At 50.7% G+C, this 17,837-nt stretch carries 18 protein-coding genes and 1 pseudogene; 8 read left to right on the top strand and 11 right to left on the bottom strand.

The genetic code is table 11. The features are described 5' to 3' along the window. Positions 1–39: 39 nt before the first annotated feature. Positions 40–1,488, bottom strand: a complete 1,449-nt coding sequence (pyk, locus tag ACXAF9_RS10275) for a pyruvate kinase (RefSeq protein WP_475073661.1) — start codon at positions 1,486–1,488, stop codon at positions 40–42. A 12-nt stretch (positions 1,489–1,500) separates the two neighbouring features. Further along, positions 1,501–2,517, bottom strand: a complete 1,017-nt coding sequence (gene gap, locus ACXAF9_RS10280) for a type I glyceraldehyde-3-phosphate dehydrogenase (RefSeq protein WP_475073664.1) — start codon at positions 2,515–2,517, stop codon at positions 1,501–1,503. Positions 2,518–2,870: 353 nt separating this feature from the next. Between gap and ACXAF9_RS10285 the strand changes: the two genes are divergently transcribed. Then, complete coding sequence (locus tag ACXAF9_RS10285) at positions 2,871–3,767, top strand: DMT family transporter (protein ID WP_475073666.1); 897 nt, start codon at positions 2,871–2,873, stop codon at positions 3,765–3,767. Positions 3,768–3,814: 47 nt separating this feature from the next. Next, a complete protein-coding gene (locus ACXAF9_RS10290) occupies positions 3,815–4,276 on the top strand; it encodes a YaiI/YqxD family protein (protein ID WP_475073670.1) in 462 nt (153 codons plus the stop codon). A gap of 21 nt (positions 4,277–4,297) precedes the next feature. On the opposite strand, the gene ACXAF9_RS10295 is transcribed toward ACXAF9_RS10290, so the two are convergent. Further along, positions 4,298–4,564: a DUF2798 domain-containing protein gene (locus tag ACXAF9_RS10295; protein WP_475073672.1), complete on the bottom strand. Its 267-nt coding sequence runs from the start codon at positions 4,562–4,564 to the stop codon at positions 4,298–4,300. A 250-nt stretch (positions 4,565–4,814) separates the two neighbouring features. Between ACXAF9_RS10295 and ACXAF9_RS10300 the strand changes: the two genes are divergently transcribed. From ACXAF9_RS10300 to ACXAF9_RS10320, 5 genes are all read left to right on the top strand, one after another. Next, complete coding sequence (locus ACXAF9_RS10300) at positions 4,815–5,270, top strand: hypothetical protein (RefSeq protein WP_475073675.1); 456 nt, start codon at positions 4,815–4,817, stop codon at positions 5,268–5,270. Positions 5,271–5,361: 91 nt separating this feature from the next. Then, complete coding sequence (locus ACXAF9_RS10305; protein ID WP_475073679.1) at positions 5,362–5,850, top strand: class I SAM-dependent methyltransferase; 489 nt, start codon at positions 5,362–5,364, stop codon at positions 5,848–5,850. 164 nt (positions 5,851–6,014) lie between these two features. Next, on the top strand, positions 6,015–6,155 hold the full coding sequence (locus tag ACXAF9_RS10310; RefSeq protein WP_475073682.1) for a hypothetical protein: 141 nt from the start codon (positions 6,015–6,017) through the stop codon (positions 6,153–6,155). Further along, positions 6,149–6,703, top strand: a complete 555-nt coding sequence (locus ACXAF9_RS10315; protein ID WP_475073684.1) for a tellurite resistance TerB family protein — start codon at positions 6,149–6,151, stop codon at positions 6,701–6,703. Before ACXAF9_RS10310 ends, ACXAF9_RS10315 begins: the two co-directional genes overlap by 7 nt. Continuing rightward, the gene (locus tag ACXAF9_RS10320) at positions 6,681–6,803 is read left to right on the top strand and encodes a hypothetical protein (protein WP_475073688.1); all 123 of its coding nucleotides are present in this window, start codon (positions 6,681–6,683) and stop codon (positions 6,801–6,803) included. The genes ACXAF9_RS10315 and ACXAF9_RS10320 overlap by 23 nt, the downstream gene beginning before the upstream one ends. Positions 6,804–6,876: 73 nt before the next feature. Here the strand turns inward: ACXAF9_RS10320 and grxB are convergent, their stop codons facing one another. From grxB to ACXAF9_RS10345, 5 genes are all read right to left on the bottom strand, one after another. Next, positions 6,877–7,530: a glutaredoxin 2 gene (gene grxB / locus ACXAF9_RS10325; protein ID WP_475073692.1), complete on the bottom strand. Its 654-nt coding sequence runs from the start codon at positions 7,528–7,530 to the stop codon at positions 6,877–6,879. Positions 7,531–7,852: 322 nt separating this feature from the next. Continuing rightward, the gene (locus ACXAF9_RS10330) at positions 7,853–9,355 is read right to left on the bottom strand and encodes a CoA-acylating methylmalonate-semialdehyde dehydrogenase (RefSeq protein ID WP_475073696.1); all 1,503 of its coding nucleotides are present in this window, start codon (positions 9,353–9,355) and stop codon (positions 7,853–7,855) included. A 62-nt stretch (positions 9,356–9,417) separates the two neighbouring features. Next, a complete protein-coding gene (iolE, locus tag ACXAF9_RS10335) occupies positions 9,418–10,317 on the bottom strand; it encodes a myo-inosose-2 dehydratase (RefSeq protein ID WP_475073699.1) in 900 nt (299 codons plus the stop codon). A gap of 32 nt (positions 10,318–10,349) precedes the next feature. Further along, the gene (gene iolD, locus ACXAF9_RS10340) at positions 10,350–12,200 is read right to left on the bottom strand and encodes a 3D-(3,5/4)-trihydroxycyclohexane-1,2-dione acylhydrolase (decyclizing) (protein WP_475073701.1); all 1,851 of its coding nucleotides are present in this window, start codon (positions 12,198–12,200) and stop codon (positions 10,350–10,352) included. Positions 12,201–12,270: 70 nt separating this feature from the next. Next, positions 12,271–14,187, bottom strand: a complete 1,917-nt coding sequence (locus ACXAF9_RS10345; protein WP_475073703.1) for a bifunctional 5-dehydro-2-deoxygluconokinase/5-dehydro-2-deoxyphosphogluconate aldolase — start codon at positions 14,185–14,187, stop codon at positions 12,271–12,273. Positions 14,188–14,476: 289 nt separating this feature from the next. Here ACXAF9_RS10345 and ACXAF9_RS10350 point away from each other — a divergent pair, with 289 nt between their 5' ends. After that, positions 14,477–15,244 carry a sulfite exporter TauE/SafE family protein gene (locus ACXAF9_RS10350; protein ID WP_475073704.1) on the top strand — a complete coding sequence of 256 codons (768 nt, stop codon included), beginning with the start codon at positions 14,477–14,479 and terminating at the stop codon, positions 15,242–15,244. A 62-nt stretch (positions 15,245–15,306) separates the two neighbouring features. Here the strand turns inward: ACXAF9_RS10350 and ACXAF9_RS10355 are convergent, their stop codons facing one another. From ACXAF9_RS10355 to ACXAF9_RS10365, 3 genes and pseudogenes are all read right to left on the bottom strand, one after another. Then, positions 15,307–15,804: a Gfo/Idh/MocA family oxidoreductase gene (locus ACXAF9_RS10355; RefSeq protein ID WP_475073707.1), complete on the bottom strand. Its 498-nt coding sequence runs from the start codon at positions 15,802–15,804 to the stop codon at positions 15,307–15,309. Positions 15,805–15,835: 31 nt separating this feature from the next. Beyond that, positions 15,836–16,663, bottom strand: a pseudogene (locus tag ACXAF9_RS10360) (sugar phosphate isomerase/epimerase family protein). A 132-nt stretch (positions 16,664–16,795) separates the two neighbouring features. Continuing rightward, on the bottom strand, positions 16,796–17,359 hold the full coding sequence (locus ACXAF9_RS10365) for a hypothetical protein (protein WP_475073709.1): 564 nt from the start codon (positions 17,357–17,359) through the stop codon (positions 16,796–16,798). Positions 17,360–17,837 lie beyond the last annotated feature (478 nt).

Consider the following 17,837-nt stretch of genomic DNA (forward strand, 5'->3'; position numbering starts at 1 on the left):
CCAGAAAAAGGGTTGGTCAGTGGTCAGGTTAGGTTTAAATCAGTGGATGTTGCCGCCTACTCGAACGACTTTCATCGTGTTGGTGCCGCCTTGGGCGTTGATGTAATCGCCTTTGGTGATGATCACCATGTCGCCTTCTTGAACGATCTCCCGACGGACGAGTTCATCCACCGCGAGTTGGTTAATCTGTTCATTCGGCAGGTTGTCCGCATCAAACGGAATGGTTTTTACGCCACGATACAAGGCCACCTTGTTCTGTGTCGCTGGGTGACGGGAAAAGGCAAAGATCGGCAATGGCGAGCGAATACGTGACATCAATAGCGGTGTGGCACCGGTTTCACTCATGCAGATGATCGCCTTAACGCCCGTTAAGTGGTTTGCGGCGTACATGGCCGACAGGGCGATGGTTTCATCGATGTAGGTGAATGCTTCGTTGATACGGTGCTTGGATTTGCTGCTTTCTGGGTTTTTCTCAGCACCGATGATGACACGCGCCATCGCTTCAACGGTTTGGATCGGGTAGTCGCCTGCGGCTGTTTCGCCTGAGAGCATCACTGCATCGGTACCATCGAGCACCGCATTGGCGACATCAAACACTTCGGCACGGGTTGGCAGTGGTGCATGCGTCATCGACTCCATCATCTGGGTCGCGGTAATTACCACTTTATTGAGTGTACGCGCACGGTTGATGATCAGCTTTTGCACGCCAATCAACTCGGCATCCCCAATTTCAACGCCAAGGTCACCACGCGCTACCATCACGCCATCGGAGGCTTTAATGATGCCATCCAAGATGGATTGGTCGGCTACGGCTTCGGCACGCTCAATTTTTGCGATCAAACCGGCTTTGCAGCCGGTTGCTGCCAGCAGTTCTGCCGCGTGTTCCATATCCGCCGCATCGCGAGGGAAGGACACCGCTAAGTAATCAACGCCGATTTCGGCAGCAATTTTGATGTCCTGCTTGTCTTTGTCGGTTAAGGCTGCAGCGGATAAGCCGCCGCCTTTACGGTTGATCCCTTTGTTGTTGGAGATCGGTCCGCCGACTAAAACGGTGCAGTGAATCTCTTGGTCTTCAACATGCGCAACTTGTAACTCCAAACGGCCATCATCGATCAATAAGATATCGCCAGGTTTCGAGTCGCTGACCAGTTCCTTATAGTCGATGCCCACACGCTCGGCATTACCGGCATCGCGCTCAAGATTGGCGTCCAGAATAAAGGCTTGGCCTGTTTTTAGAGTTTCTTTGCCATTGGCAAAGCGCGAAATGCGGATTTTCGGGCCTTGCAAATCACCCAGAATGGCCACAAAGCGTTTGTGTTTAGCGGCCAACGTGCGCACCAGCTCGGCCCGCTCCATATGGTCTTGGGCACTGCCGTGCGAAAAGTTCATTCGCACGACATTAACTCCGGCTTGAATCAACCCATCGATCGCCTCGGGCGAGCTGGTCGACGGGCCTAAAGTTGCGACGATTTTCGTTCTGCGTTGCATGGAAAGCTCACCTCAGCGCGCTGCGTTCATCAAAGCCAGAGTGTTATCCAGCATACGGTTCGAGAAGCCCCATTCGTTATCGTACCAAGACATGACTTTTACGAGACGGCCGTTCACACGGGTCTGGCTAACATCAAAGATGGAGGAGGCCGGGTTGTGGTTAAAATCCACCGAGACAAGCGGCAAGCGGTTGATTTCAAGTACGCCTTTCAGTGGGCCGTTCGCCGCATCGGTCAAAATCTGGTTGACCTCTTCAACGCTGGTATCGCGTGAGGCAACAAAGCTTAAATCCACCAAGGAGACGTTGATGGTCGGTACACGCACCGCCATGCCATCGAGCTTGCCGTTGAGCTCCGGTAGCACCAAGCCTACCGCCGCCGCGGCACCGGTTTTGGTAGGGATCATCGAATGCGCCGCCGCACGAGCGCGGTACAAGTCAGAGTGGTACACATCGCTCAATTTCTGATCATTCGTGTAAGCGTGAATGGTCGTCATCAAACCGCTTTCGATACCGATGGCATCGTTAAGAGGTTTGGCAACAGGAGCCAAGCAGTTCGTTGTGCAAGAGGCGTTGGAAATAATCTGATGATCGGAATTCAGCAAGGTGTGGTTGATGCCGTGCACCACGGTCAGGTCGGCATCTTTTGCAGGTGCCGAAATGATCACTTTCTTAGCGCCTGCTTCAATGTGGGCGGCGGCTTGGTCACGGCTGGTAAAGATACCGGTGCACTCGTACACCACATCGATTTTATGTTCGCCCCACGGTAAGTCGGCTGGGTTGCGTTCAGAGATGATCGCGATAGGGTCGCCGTTGACCACAATGTTATCGCCATCCATAGAGACATCGGCCGCGAATCGACCGTGAACGGTATCGTATTTCAGTAGGTGGGCGTTGATCTCGGCATTGCCTAAATCGTTGATGGCAACCACTTGAATGCGGTCTCGGTAACCGCCCTCGTACAGTGCGCGTAATACGTTACGACCAATGCGACCAAACCCGTTAATTGCAACGCGAATAACTGTGCTCATGTAAGGCTCCTACTTATTGTTCTTATTCATGCATTTCATTGTTGTAAGCGAGCGTGCCATCAATGATACGCAATGAAATATATTTTTCAATAAAAATAAAATAGAATAAAAATTCTATTAAATTTTGTAATATTTCTACCTTTTAGGCAGATTTCACCGTAATTCACCCAATAAAATGGGTTATTTGTAGTAAAATAACACAATAAATTCAGAAAGGTACCGCCTTGATATGAATTTTTTTGTTTAAACCACTACATGTTTGGGAACGCGATTCATCCTCTTAGAATCGGTACAATGCACGGCCGCCATCATTAGCTATTTGCGTTTTCACTAAAGCGTCGCGAGGTTTCTACGTGCTCTCTACATCCGCCAAATCGGATCTTCTACTGGTTGCTGTCACTTTGCTGGCCGCGGTGGGGTGGATCTTTTCCAAAGAAGCCTTGGTGGGTGTCCCGCCGCTTTTGTTCATCGCGATCCGTTTCTTTGGTGCAGGTGTGGTGTTAGCCGGCTTTGGTATAAAGCCACTGATCGCATTGGATAGACGAGGGCTCGCGCGTACCGCAGGGGTAGGTGTGACCTTTGGTGCCGCGATGTGCTTTTGGATTTTGGGTCTGCACTACGCCACCCACATTGGGGTCGGGGCGTTTTTAACCAGCTTGGGTGTGGTGATGGTACCCATCGTGGCCATCGCTTTTGGTGAAAAGCCGGTCGCATCCACATGGGCGGCCTTGCCAGTGGCCGCAACGGGCTTGGCGTGTCTGTCCTTGGACAGTCAGTTTCACATGGGCTTTGGTGAGGTGTCTTTCCTGATTGCCGCCGTGCTCTTTGCGTTTATGTTCAACCTAAACACCCGTGCGGCCGCCAAAACCTCGACCATAGCGCTGTCGGCCATACAGCTGATGGTGGTCGGGGTTGTCGCGCTGCCGGCATCGCTGTTAATCGAGGATTGGGGGCGCGTCTCTGTTTCGGCCGATATCTGGGGCTGGGTGTTGGCCAGCATCTTTATTGCCACAAGTCTTCGCTTTTTTATGCAAACCTGGGCGCAAAGCTTAGCATCGGCCAGTAATGCTGCGGTGATCATGACGCTGGAACCGGTTTGGACGGCGATTTTGGCGGCCTTTTGGTTTGATGAAACCATGAGTGGATTGCAGATGTGGGGCTGTGCCTTTATCTTTGGCGCACTGATTGTCGGGCGCTGGCGTAATGTGCGCTCTATGGTACGTGCGTTGTTGTCTAAAAAGACGGTGTAATCCGACAATAATCTTCATTATTGACACGGCTAGTGGGTAAGTGAGTAATGTCCGAAAAGGTAAAAGTGTGGGTTGATGCTGATGCATGCCCAAAAGTCATGCGTGAGATCTTGTTTAAAGCCGCGCAGCGTGTACAGGTGGAAACGACTTTTGTTGCTAATCAATTGATCCCAACGCCGCCTTCACCTTTTCTGAAAAGCAAACGGGTCGAGGCCGGTTTTGATGTGGCGGATAACGAGATTGTGCGTTTGGTACAAAAGGGCGATCTGGTCATCACCCAAGATATCCCGTTAGCGGCCGAGGTGATGGATAAGGGCGCAGATGCCTTGCATCCACGGGGTGAAATGTTCTCCAAAGAGACCATCAAGGCCAAATTGAACATTCGGGATTTCAATGAAACGCTGCGTGCCAGCGGTATTCAAACCGGCCGTACATCCACATTAGGGAATCGCGAAAAGCAAGCCTTTGCCAATCAATTGGATGCGTGGTTAGCGCGAAACGCTCGATAACCACGCGATCATCTTTATCGATTAAGAATCCGCTTTCACAGCCTGCTGGCTACTTTCACTGTTAGCCTGTTTTGGTGTGATGAGCTTCATCGCAAGCTTCATCACGATGGGACCTGTAAAGAACGCGATCACAAACGCCGCTGGATAAGAAAGGCTGAACGCGCGGGACCATTGCAGTAAAAATTGGTCGGTGATGCCTAAGTTGATGAAGGTGACCCAGCACGTCATTAACAGGCACAAGACAAAAGACATCATGGCACTGTGTACCAAGCGTAAGCGAAAAGGCATCTAAATTCTCCGTTGGTTTGATTGCTTGACTGACTGTAGCTGTTTTTGGATACCAGTCGGTAATGCTGAAATGGAAAAGAATATTTCCAAAAATAAAACCGTTCTGAGGGGGAATCATTTGGATCAAAATTTCTGACGCTTTGTTTGTAAATTGTCGCTTGCCCATAGGCAGACTTTTAGCCTTATACACCCTAAAATGGCTTTTTTTAGACAAGGGAATTGTCTTTACATAAGGCGAAAGGAATACATCATGTCAACATCTTCTTGGTTTGCAGCGCCTTTGGCGTTGATCTTGTCTTCAGCCACCTTGGCCAGTGAGACCCCCATCGATTTTTTTCACAAATACGAATCCCTGAGTAACCAGTTTGACGTAGGTGTGGCCGATTTGTATGCCGATGCGGCGGATATCCAGGCATATCGCAACACAAAAGGCCAAGTTCAGCGTGAGTTGCATCTGGATGGTGCTCAATGGAAACAGCTGGTGCGCAAAGCGATGCCGATGGCAAAAGCACAAGATGACCGTAGCACGTTTTCCGAGGTTCAGGTCTCTTCAGAGGGAGAAGGGTTTCGGATCAATGCGACGCGCTACTCAACTCGAAAATGCTACTACGACCCCGCGTATTACATGGTGATTGAGCCTACCAAGGCAGGCAGTTTTAAGATCGTCAAAGAGCATTTCGTGACTCAGTCCAGTTCGGGTTGCTGATGTTTTGCATCAATACTACGAACGTGCATTAGTAAGACCGCATTCCAACACGACGGCCATCGCCTTGAACGCGAATCAGTCGAGCCGTCGTGTGGCTATCGATTGCGGTTGTGGCGTTGGCAGTGATATTCAATATCTTCTTGATCATAGATATCAAGTCCATGGCTTTGATCTAAACCATGATGCGATTGCTATCTGTAAGCAACGGTTTGCTGATCAACCAAACGTGACGCTTACAGAGTCATCTTTTGAAGCCTTTGATTATCCAAACGCAGATGTCATCGTTGCTCATTCCAGTTTGTATTTTGCTGATCCGGATTGTTTTGCAACAACGTGGCGTCGTTTGACCCGATCTTTAGATGTGGGCGGTGTGTTTGCTGGGGATTTTATGGGGCAAAATGACGATTGGGCTTCGAACCATCATACAACCACTATGCCTCTAACAACGAGTGCTGTGAGGGCTCTGTTTCAGGGATTTGATGTGATCTCATTTGATGAGCGTGAAGAGAACGCTAAAACCTCACTGGGAAAAATGAAGCATTGGCATACCTATAGGGTTGTGGCGATGAAAAGAGAATAGCCAGCCCCTTATAAAGTTACATTCGTAACGTAAAACAGGATGCCGGGAACCTTCCTATCTGATTCATGCTCCAAGATGCATAACAAAAGCCGCTTTGTTTGCTGGTTACGACGGCAACGACCAAGGCTTTTTAACGTTTTAATCATCTAAAGGGGCAATGACTTATGAACTTAAGCAAGCTATTGAATCAGGTATTGAACTCTTCGGTTGTGAATCAGGTTAAGCAGAAGGCCGAAAGCTCTGGTTCATCGTTGGGTGGGAATGATGCCCTTAAACATTTGGGGCTCGGTGCGGCGGTTTGCTGACCAGCTTACTGAAATCCGGTAAAGGCTCCTCCTTGCTAAAGGTGGGTGGCGCTGCGGCCATTGGTGCTTTGGCGTACAAGGTGTACAACGACTACCAAGCGGAAAAAGCCAATCCTAATCAGATGGAAACCTTCCAAGAGAATGATCAAGACCATCCGGTCATCATTCTTAAAGCGATGATTGCGGCGGCCAAATCCGATGGTCACATTGATCAATATGAGATGGCGCGCATCAACGAGGCGTTGGCAAAGTCGAATCTCAGTATCAATGAGAAAGGCTTTCTAGAGAAAGAGATCAACAAACCATTAGACCCAAAAGAGATCGCCTCAATGGCGAAGAACCCGGCGATGGCTTCTGAGATCTACCTTGCATCGCTTTTGGTGATTGATGAAGAAAACCACATGGAGACCATGTACCTAAAAGAGTTGTCCCGATTACTGAATTTAGATGACGAAGTTGTTCAACGTTTGGCACTAAGCAGCATCGATTGTGGCGATCCCGTCCATTCATTTGCTGAAAGTCTTTATGAACGCCCAAACCATCGATAACGACAAAATCATGTGGTACGTGCTGATCCACATCGCCTTTGTGGCATCGGCGTTTACGATGGGGTATTTGGATAAGTTGACCAGCAAAGCGAAAGACTAAGTTATCCGTCTAACGCTAAGAAAGCGTGGCCAAGTGCGAACTTGCCACGCTTTTTTTATGCCTTAAAGAAGGGTTAGATTGCATCCTCGAAATAGCACATAGTATCCGTGCTTTCGGCGACCTCTTTGATGTAGCGCAGCACCTCTTCTGGGAAAGCTAAGTCTTTAACCATGGTAAGGTTGCGAAGTGTTGGATAAACGATGACATCGCTCCAACTGATTTGTCCGTGATGATCCGATGGGTATTCCAGTGTGGGTAAGCTTGCCAGCATGGTTTCTACTTTGGCTTTGTGCTCGGCGGTATTGGCAAAGGCATGATCAAAGCTTTGATCGATGATCTCCTCTTTTTTACCCCGAAAATAAGCGCAAGCAGCGTCGGTCGCAAACTCAGGTAGTCCAATTTGGATATTACGTGGGAAGAGTAAGCAGTTAATTGCATAACCTGCGTTTTGGATGTGATCGGTGATCGCTTGTGTATTGTACTCGGGGCGGATGTGTTGCTCTGGCGCGCCCATCTTATCGAGGGCTTTGACAATATCTAAGCTCTCACCCATCGCATGGCCTGATTCATCTTCCAAGATAGGCAGCATTTTTGCGCCAATCAGATCAAGACAGCTCTTTTCATCGTCATTTAATAGATAAACTTTTTCGTGGTCGACTCGCTTGTAGTTGGCGACCATATCGGCGCGGACGCAAAAAGGGCAGTGATCGTACAAATACAGTTTCATGCTCATATTCCCGGTAAGTTTTCATCGATTGTACGTGATTAGAGGGTAATGTCGTGTTGTTGATCCCGAACACTGTGTTCAACGCATAAAAAAAGCCCATCGATGATGGGCGTAAAAAACCACAGTCAGTGACGTGGCAACAGAGCTTCACTCTTCAGGTATGAAAGAGCCAGGACAAGAACGTTAGGAACGCTTTGCCAATGATCAGGAATGGAGAGGCAAACCTGACCAAACACCACTGAGATACACATCGGTGATGGCAGGGAAGGGGGTAACCTTCCCTGTTCCGAGCCTCTGAGGAAACTCGGAATCCTTGGTGCAGTTATTTCATCGTTGGCATCGAGAATTCAGCACCGGCACGGATGCCTGTCGGCCAGCGTGCAGTGACGGTTTTCATGCGGGTATAAAAGCGCACACCGTCTGGGCCGTGCATGTGCAGTGGGCCAAACAGGGAGCGTTTCCAGCCGCCAAAACTATGGAACGCCATCGGGACTGGGATTGGCACGTTGACACCGACCATACCGACTTGGATCTCCTCGCAGAATTGACGGGCCGTATCACCGTCGCGGGTAAAGATGGCAGTACCGTTACCGTATTCGTGCTCGTTGATCATTTTTACCGCTTCTTCGTAGCTGTCAGCACGGACAACCGCAAGCACTGGGCCGAAGATCTCCTCTTCGTAAATACGCATGCCGCGTTTCACGTTGTCGAACAGGGTTGGGCCAACGAAGTAGCCGTTCTCGTGTCCTTTGACGATAAATTCACGGCCATCGCGCAGCAGGGTGGCACCTTCTTCAACGCCGCTGGTGATGTAATCTTTTACTTTGTCCGCGTGGGCTTTCGAGATGACCGGCCCCATGTGCGCCTCTTCCGGCAGGCCAACACCTGGGCCTACGCGCATGCTGTCGATCTCTTCGGACATGCGCTGTACCAGTTTGTCCGCGACTTCGTCACCCACGCACACCGCAACCGAGATCGCCATGCAGCGCTCGCCTGCCGAGCCGTAAGCGGCACCCATTAGGGAGTTAACCACCTGTTCTGGGTCGGCATCGGGCATGATCACCATGTGGTTTTTAGCACCACCTAAGGCCTGAACACGCTTACCGTGAGCGGATGCGGTTGAGTAGATGTATTCAGCAATCGGCGTTGAGCCCACAAAGCTGACCGCTTGAACGCGCTCGTCGGTTAACAGTACATCCACGGATTCTTTGTCGCCGTTCACCACATTGAAGACACCGTCCGGCAAGCCTGCTTCTTTTAACAGCTCCGCTAAACGCAAAGGCACGGATGGGTCTTTTTCAGATGGCTTCATCACAAAGGTGTTACCGCAGGCAATCGCCACTGGGAACATCCACATCGGTACCATCGCTGGGAAGTTAAACGGTGCGATACCGGCCACAACACCCAGCGGTTGCATCAAGGACATGGAATCAACACCACGGCCTACGTTTAAGCTGTGCTCGCCTTTTTGAAGGTGAGGAATACCGCAGGCAAACTCAACCACTTCTAGGCCGCGTGTTAACTCGCCTTTTGCATCGGAAAACACCTTGCCGTGTTCGGATGTGATCAGCTCAGCCAGCTCATCAGCGTGTTGCTCAAGGAGGGCTTTAAATTTAAACATCACACGTGCGCGGTTAAGCGGGGTCACGCCTTTCCATGTTTGGAAGGCGGCTTGTGCGGATGCAACAGCGCTTCGGGTTTCATCGGCGCTAGAAAGCACAACTTGTTTGGTCTGCTCGCCGGTTGCTGGGTTAAATACCGGAGCAGCGCGGCCACTTTGGCTCTCAGTGCGCTGACCATCGATGAAGTTGCCTAATGTAATCATCTGTCATGTCCTTTTTTGTTGTATTGCCCGCAGTTCATGCGGGCTTTCTGAGGAGTAGGGGCTTAGTCAACCAAGTCGAGCTCAGTTTCTTTACACAGTTGTTTTAGGTTATTCGCCCCTAATGTGGCGTAGGTGAGCGGGTGTGCAACCGCTGGGTCTTGTTCGGCTTCAACCACTAACCAGCCGCTGTAACCGGTTTGTTTTAGGCCTTTGAACAGGGTGGCGTAATCAATAAAACCATCGCCTGGGACGGTAAACACGCCGTTTAACATCGCGTTCAAGAAACTTAAGTCGCGGTTTTTAGCGTCGCTTAAAATGTCTGGACGTAAGTCTTTACAGTGCACATGCACAATGCGATCGGCATAGCGTTTTTGCACGGCGATAGGGTCGCCGTCGGCAAAGGTTAGGTGGCCCGTATCCAGCAGTAAGCCAACAGCAGGCGTGGTGTACTTCATCAGAAGATCCACTTCCTCTTCGGTTTCGATCACAGTCCCCATATGGTGGTGATACGCGATCTGCACGCCGTGCGATTGGGTAAACTCAGCAACCTTGTTGAGTTTTTCGCACATGGTTTTGATTGATTCTTCGCTGATGCGCGGGCGGTGCGATAACGGCGTTTCCTGTTGGCCGTGAATGCAGCCGGTAACTTCACAATACACCATGACGTTAGCGCCAAGGGATTTCAGCAGGTGAAGATGCGGCTTAATCGCCTCGATCTCTTCTTCGACACTGCGCTCAAGCAGTTGTCCGCTGAACCAGCCAGAGACCAAATCAAGGCCGTGGCTCTCTAAAATAGGGCCAAGCACTTCTGGATCACGTGGGAATTTCTGGCCCAGCTCAAAACCCGAAAAGCCTGCTTGCTTGCCTTCGGACAGACACACTTCTAACGGTGTATCTGCGCCCAATGTTGGCATGTCGTCGTTGGTCCACGTCAGTGGGTTAATACCGATACGTACACTCATGTTTATCTCCTGCGCGCTGTGCGCCCAAATCCTTAAAGGTTTTTAAACTGTTTCGCTTTGAACGACTCGTATCGACGACGGGCTTCGTTCACTTCATCGCGCTCGGACACTTCTGGCACGGCGACATCCCACCAGGTGCCACCTTCATCAAAGGTATTTAAAGCATCGGTATCTAGGGTGATCACATAGCTAATCTCGGAGGCTTTCGCGCGCTCAAGGGCTTCTTCAAGCTCGGCAATGTTGGCGACTTTCTCGGCGTTGGCGCCTAAGGCGCGGGCGTGGGCAGCAAAGTCGGTTTTAGGTGCGCCGCCTTCAACGGTCAGACAGTCATCCAGCAGGTTGTTAAAGCCAGGTCCGCCACAGAACTGTTGTAGACGGTGGATACAGCCGTACCCTCGGTTATCGAGCACCACGACGATGATCTTCTGACCAATCATGACGGAGGTCGCAAGCTCCGAGTTCAGCATTAAGTAAGAGCCGTCCCCAACCATCACGAACACTTCGGAATCCGGTTTCGCCATTTTGGTACCCAGGCCCCCAGCCACTTCGTAGCCCATGCAGGAGTAGCCATACTCCATGTGGTAGCCTTTGTCGTAACGGGTACGCCATAGCTTTTGCAGCTCACCGGGTAAGCCACCGGCGGCACACACCGCAATGTCTTTCTCGCCGGCGGCGCGATTAACCGCACCCACGCATTCAGCGTCGGTTGGCAGGTTTGTACCACGATCGGTGGTAGCCACATCAACCGAATGCTGCCATTGGCGGCGCAGTTGCTCGGCTTTTTCGATCCACTGACCGTCGGGTCGCCAATCGCCTAAGCCTGCACTCACCAGCGGTAATGAGAGTTTCGCATCGCCCACCAACGGCACGCCCTTGTGCTTGATCGCATCAAAAGAGGCCACGTTAAGGCACACAAGCTTGGCGTCTGGGTTGATCATGGTGCGTGAGCCGGATGCAAAGTCACCTAATCGGGTACCGACCGCGATGATCAGATCCGTCTCTTCGCACAATGTATTCGTAGAAGCGGCACCTGTGACACCGATGGTGCCCATGTTTTGAGTGTGATCCCAAGGCAGGGCGCCTTTACCCGCTTGGGTTTCACCCACCGGTAAATTGTATTGGCTAACAAAAGCATCAAACTCATCCAGAGCGCCGGAGTAATGCAGGCCACCACCGGCAATCACAACGGGCTTTTTGGCGGTTTTGATCAGGGCGATGGCCTCTTCAAGCTCGCGAGTATCCGGGGCTTGGCGACGCAGATAATGGACTTTCTCATCAAAGAAAGATTCTGGGTAATCAAACGCCATGGTCTGAACATCCTGCGGCATCCCCAGCGTTACTGGGCCGCACTCGATGGGATCAGTCAGTACACGCATCGCTTGCGGTAAGCTGGTCAGCAGTTGCTCTGGACGTGTGATGCGATCAAAAAAACGGCTCACAGGTCGGAAGCAATCGTTGGATGTCAAAGTGTGATCATGGAAGTTTTCCACTTGCTGAAGCACAGGGTCTGGCATGCGGGTCGCAAAGGTGTCACCCGGTAAAAAGAGCACAGGCAAACGGTTGACGTGTGCAACGGCTGCTGCGGTCACCATGTTGACAGAACCAGGCCCTGCCGATGCGGTACACACCATCATTTGCTGGCGGTTCATCGTTTTAGCGTAAGCAATGGCGGCGTGTGCCATGCCTTGCTCGTTGTGGGCGCGGTAGGTTGGGAGTTGGTCTTGTACGTGGTACAGAGCCTCACCCAAACCTGCGACATTTCCGTGTCCGAAGATGGCCCAGCAGCCTGCAAACATCGGCTGAAGTTGACCATCGATCTCGACTTTTTGCGCAGTCAGGTAGCGGATCACCGCTTGCGCCATGGTCAATCGAACTGTTTTCATTGTTATGCCTCGTTGACTGTGATTGTCGGGAGCCCATCTCCGTGGGCTCACTCTCTGTTGTCAGATGGGGTTAAGATGCGTTGCGCGCTTGCCAGGTTTCAACCAGCTCTAGGTAGTTGGCAACCACGGCATCAATCAGTTGTTCATCGTTGTATTCGCCCGACAGCCATTGGCGACTTGGAGCGCTAAAGATGGTGCGACCAACCGCAAAGCCTTTGCAGATGTCGAAGCCTGCACTGTCCATAAAGCCTTTTTTCAGCTCATCGGCGGGGGCATCTAGGCCGAGCATCACAACACCGCGACAATGTGGGGCACGCTCGTTAACCAAATCGGTAATGCGCTGCCAGTTCGCTTTGCTTTGTGGCGGCAGTTTCCACCAGTCAGGGCGAACATCTAGGTTATAGAAGCGGCGCATCGAATTGATGTACACATCATCGCCCACATCGGAGCCCTTGGGTGGAATCAGTTCCAGCAGTAACTCGTGACCGGATTGGCAGCACGCATCGTACAGCTCAACCACTTGGCGCTCTTGCTGAACGCGAAGCTCCACTTGATCCTCGGGGTGGTAGAAGACTAAGCATTTAACGATGTGTTCACGTGGCCAGCTTTTCAAACGGGAGCCAATGCTGCGACCGCCTTCCAATTCAATCGGGCGAGAGCTGGGTAGCTCCACGGGACGACCAATCCACCAGTTTCGGCCAGTCACATCATTCAACGCCGCTTGACCGTAAGTGTCATCAATCAAAACACCCACTTGGCTGCTGCCAATTTTCTGTGAACCAATCTCAGTTGCTTTAACCAGTAAGCGCTTGAGGGTTTTGATCCGTTCTGGGTCGGCGCCAACCTCTTTGGCCATATCAAAGAGTTGTTTGCGATGGTCAAAGGCCAAAACGCACAGATCTTTCCACTCAGTTGCGGTGCGTTGCGTGGTGACGCGGTGCAGGTAGTTGAGTTCTTTGTCTAAATCCGGACGGGGGATCTCGCTTGCGCGGGCAATGTACGCGTCCAGCTCTTCGCCGCTTGGGATCGCGGGTGCGCATCCATGACGAGACACCACCAGTGCACCGCACGCATTGGCGTAACTACAGCACTGTTCTGGTGACTCATCACGGAGCCAACCACGAAGAAAACCACTCATAAAGGCATCACCGGCGCCCAGCACATTCAGCACATCGACACGCACACCGGTGTGTACGGCAAAGTCGGATTCGCTGTTCGGAATATCGCCTTCCAGTACCGTGCAGCCGAGAGCCCCTAATTTTAGGACGATGGTGGCATCGGTCAGGTTACGGATGTTCTTTAACGCCGTGATGGTGTTGGTGCTTCCGCCTGCGATGTGCACTTCCTCTTCGGTGCCGACGATTAGGTCGAAGTCCGGCAAGATGCTCTGGAGGTGCTTTGAAACACTGTCGTTGGAGACAAACCGTGTTTCACCGTCACCTAAGCTGGTAAGGCCCCAGAGCACTGGCCGGTAATCGATGTCCAAAACACATTTTGTTCCGTGTGCTTTGGCGTATTCCAAGGCGGTTTTACTGGTTTGGAACGTTTGTTCTGTCGAGAAGTGGGTGCCTGTGATCAACAAGGCTTTAGACGATGCAATAAACTCAGGGCTAAAGTCGGCTGAGTCCACCGCCATGTCTGCGCAATCCGTGCGGTAGAAGATCAAGGGGAAGGTTTCTTGATCTTTAATACCAAGAATCACAAGACCTGTTAGGCGCTCTTTGTCGGTAACGACATGGCTTACATCACAGCCAACACGTTGCAACTCTTCGCGTACAAAACGACCCATGTGCTCATCGCCAACGCGGGTGAGCATGGCGCTTTTTAAGCCAAGGCGTGCCGTACCATAAGCAATGTTACCGGAAGAGCCACCTAAGTATTTGTTGAACGAGCTCATATCTTCAAGACGAGCGCCAATTTGTTCGCCGTAAATATCGACGGCAGCGCGCCCAAGGCAGATCAGGTCCAGAGTTTTCTCAGTACTCATTGTTATTTTCTCCTGTGACGACCCTAGCAGTGGTGTTGCTCTTGGTGGACTGGACTACGGGTCAGTCGCGTTAGAGTCGAATTCTTATTTTTGGAAGAGAATAGAATAAAAATTCCAAAACAGCAACAATATGGAACGAATTTTTTTAAAATGAAATAAACATTTTTTTTAGTCCAATATTTACCATCACTGATCTGTGCTTATTGGGCTGCAACAGACTGTTATCAACTCAGTTAACGCATAGGGTGTTACCCTTCGCATCAACCGATCTTTTCAGTAAGGACTCGATATGATCATCACCGACCCTTGGTTTTACTGCGCCGCTGTCCCCGCCATCTTGATGGCCGGTATTGCCAAAGGGGGGATGGGTGGTGGACTGGCTGTCTTGGCCGTGCCTATCATGTCCTTGGTGACCTCTCCCGCCATAGCGGCAGCAATTCTGTTACCCATTCTTTGTGCTATGGACTTGGTGGGGCTTTGGGGCTTTCGCGGCCGTTACGATAAGCCAAATTTGGTGACCTTAATCCCTGCCGCCTTATTAGGGGTCGCTGTCGGCGGGTTTACTTACTCTTATCTGTCTGAAGCGCACATCAAATTGATTGTGGGTGTCATTGCGCTGCTGTTTTCGGGCCGATGGATTCTTCACAGTCTGATGGGGTACGAGCCAGACGCAAAACCCGCCAGTACTTGGCGTGGACGTTTCTATGGTGCGATGGCCGGATTTACGAGCTTTAGTGTGCATGCTGGTGGCCCTCCGGTGGATATGTATCTGTTGCCCCAAAAGATGAATAAAACCGTTTTCATCGGTACAACTGTCATCTTTTTTGCGTGCGTGAATTACGCCAAGCTGATTCCCTATGCAATGCTGGGTCTGTTTGATGCCACGCATCTACTCACATCCTTAATGCTGATGGTGTTAGCCCCTGTGGGGGTGTACATGGGCATCTATATGCATCACAGAGTCAATGAGAAGCTTTTTTATGCCATTTGTTACACCTTCTTGGCGATTACCGGTGTAAAGCTCACGCTTGAGGCGATCAGCACGCTGCTTGCTTAAGCGTTAAAGGGTAAAAGTGGCGCAGGTACGCCACTTATGAGCTGTTTGATTACCGAGCGGGATCAGTTATAAAAAGCCGGTTTTTCTGGCATCTCGATGGGTTCAATTTGGCCGCTTTCCTGTACTTTAACGCAGGCATCCCCAGCGACCGCTGCGGCCATACCATTCGAAGAGGATGGTCCGGTTAGGCTATCATCCAAAAAGGCTTGAAGCTCCACATCGTAGGCCGCAATGAAGCGCTGCTTCCAATCGGTCAGAATGGTGTTCGAGAGTTTTGCGTCTTTGCGCACCAGCAAGCTTTGTAGCTCCGGTAGGTTTGCAATGCCTTCTTCACTCACCACAGAGCACTGGATGTCATAGCCGTATTTGCAGTTTACAAAGACCTCGACATCAATGCGGATGCCTTTCTTGGTTTCCAGTAAGACGATTTGTGGGTCTGCCAATTTTGTGTGCGCGTGTTGGGTTTTACGCGGGAATACCACTTGGGCCGATACGTAATCATCGTCCAGCAACCAGCGAAGCACATCCAATTCGTGAATCACGGTATCGTGGATCGCCATCGGTGTGATGTAAGCCTCTGGCACCTCTGGGTTACGAGTTCCAGTATTTATCGACGTAGCGTTGAATCTCGCTGCGCATGAATCGAGAGGAGGCTTCGGCGCGCTCCTCCCAAGCAAACACACAGCTTGAGAGCACGCCATCAAAACCGATCTCGTGAAGGGTCTTAAAGAACAGATCCCAATCGATTTCGCCTTCGCCCATGTCCAAATGTTGGTGAACGCGTGCGGTAGAACCGGGTGGGTTCACGATATAGCGCAATTGTGAAGAGCCTTTGTGGTTGAATGTGTCGGCCACGAGGGCATGGATCAGCTCGCCTTGCGTCATGCGGATCGTCTCTGCAAGGTCATCCCCATAATAGAAAGAGTGGGGGGCGATGTAAGAGCACTTAACGGAAGATGAGTTAATGGTGCGGATGATATCGATCGCAGGCTCCATCGTTTCAGCCCAATCCTCTGGGTGCGGCTCGATGCTGAGGATTAATCCTTAACGCTCAAGGATAGGAACTAACTCATCCATGGATCGCCAAAAAGCATTTTCGAAGGCTTCTGGGGTGTGACGACCTGTGGTGTCGGCCGATGAGCGCTCGGGCGAGCCGCCTCGACCAAATTCGGAAATCAACAGCGGGTTATCCAGCTCGACCGCCATTTCAATGGTGCGCTTCCAGTTATCCACTGCCATCTGGCGCTCATCCTCATAGGGGGTGGACCAGCGGTACATAGGCTGAAGCGTTGATAAACCGACATCGTAATCACGCAGTGCTTTTTTAAAGGCTTTTAAACGCTCTGGGTAGACTCGTGGTCTTGTCCACCATTTAAGAAACTGATCATGTGGGGCTAGCTCAATGTAATCAAACCCCATTTCTTTGGTCTTTTTTACACACTTCAGGCAGTGTTAAATCCTTAAACATGTAAGGATCGAGGGCGATTTTCATATGGATTCCTTAGGTTTTTATTCTTATTAAAGCGGGCGCTCTGACCCGCTGTGTGAGCGTTACTTCGAAAGCTCTGTGTTTACAAACGAGATGCTCTCTTCAACTGCGCCTTTCGGGTCCGTTAGGTTCCAAACGCGCTCCGAGAAAGGCTCGAAGGACACAGGGCCATCAAAGCCATCCGCTAACAGACGTTGGAGTTGTTCGACATTGCCTAAACGATCCGCCGGGCCTACGAGCACACGGTGGCCATCGAGCATATTTTCAAAGGAGATCTCATCCTCAAGCCCCGAGATATGGATAAGGCCGGTACGGTCGGCAAAGCACTCATCTTCACCAGCGCCTTGCGCTAACTGGGCCATCTTTTCCGTTTGCTCTTTACGCTCGTCGTTCCAAATGTTGAACGGATACAGCGCGTTGATGCTAAGCACGGTAATCCCTAAGGCTTTGGCTTTGTCGCCTGCGGCCTTAGCGGTCTCAAGGTTGGTGAGGCTTTTATCGCCCACATCGTTTCGGAACTCGACCGTTTCGAATCCGAGTTGATCGGCTAAGTCCAAGAATTCGTTGATGGTGTAAGAGGGGCAAACCATCTGATTAAGGCCGTAATGCGGCTTGTGATCAGACATGTCGAGATACCTTTATGACTGTTTGGCTGACGGTGTTTCACTTTTTGAAATACGTATTTCAGCCTGTGGGTTATTAGAATTTTTATGCCGAGGTCGATCTTATGAGGGGGAATCAGAAAGGGTCAATATAGAAATGAGGGTTCATATCAAATCAGATCAAAAACCATCATTTAGCGGTTCGTCCTGCATTAAATGATGTAATTGCATCATTAGATATGTCTGGCTGATGCGTTTTGATGCGAAAAAAGTATAGATAAGCGTGCAAAAGATCATAGAAGAGAACGATTCTTGATAAAAAAGAATGTTAGTCTAAAGTAGCCTTTGTCGTATTTAACAAAACGGGCGCTCTCCATCCGGTGTTCCAAAAAATAGAACGCTTATTCTAAGTTAACTATTTCTCGGAATTTAAGGGTTGACAAAACCACCCAATCCGGTCAAATTGGAACGTATGTTCTACGTAGGTCAATGTATGGAATGA

This window comes from Neptunomonas sp. ABH4_499 (genome assembly GCF_056160565.1).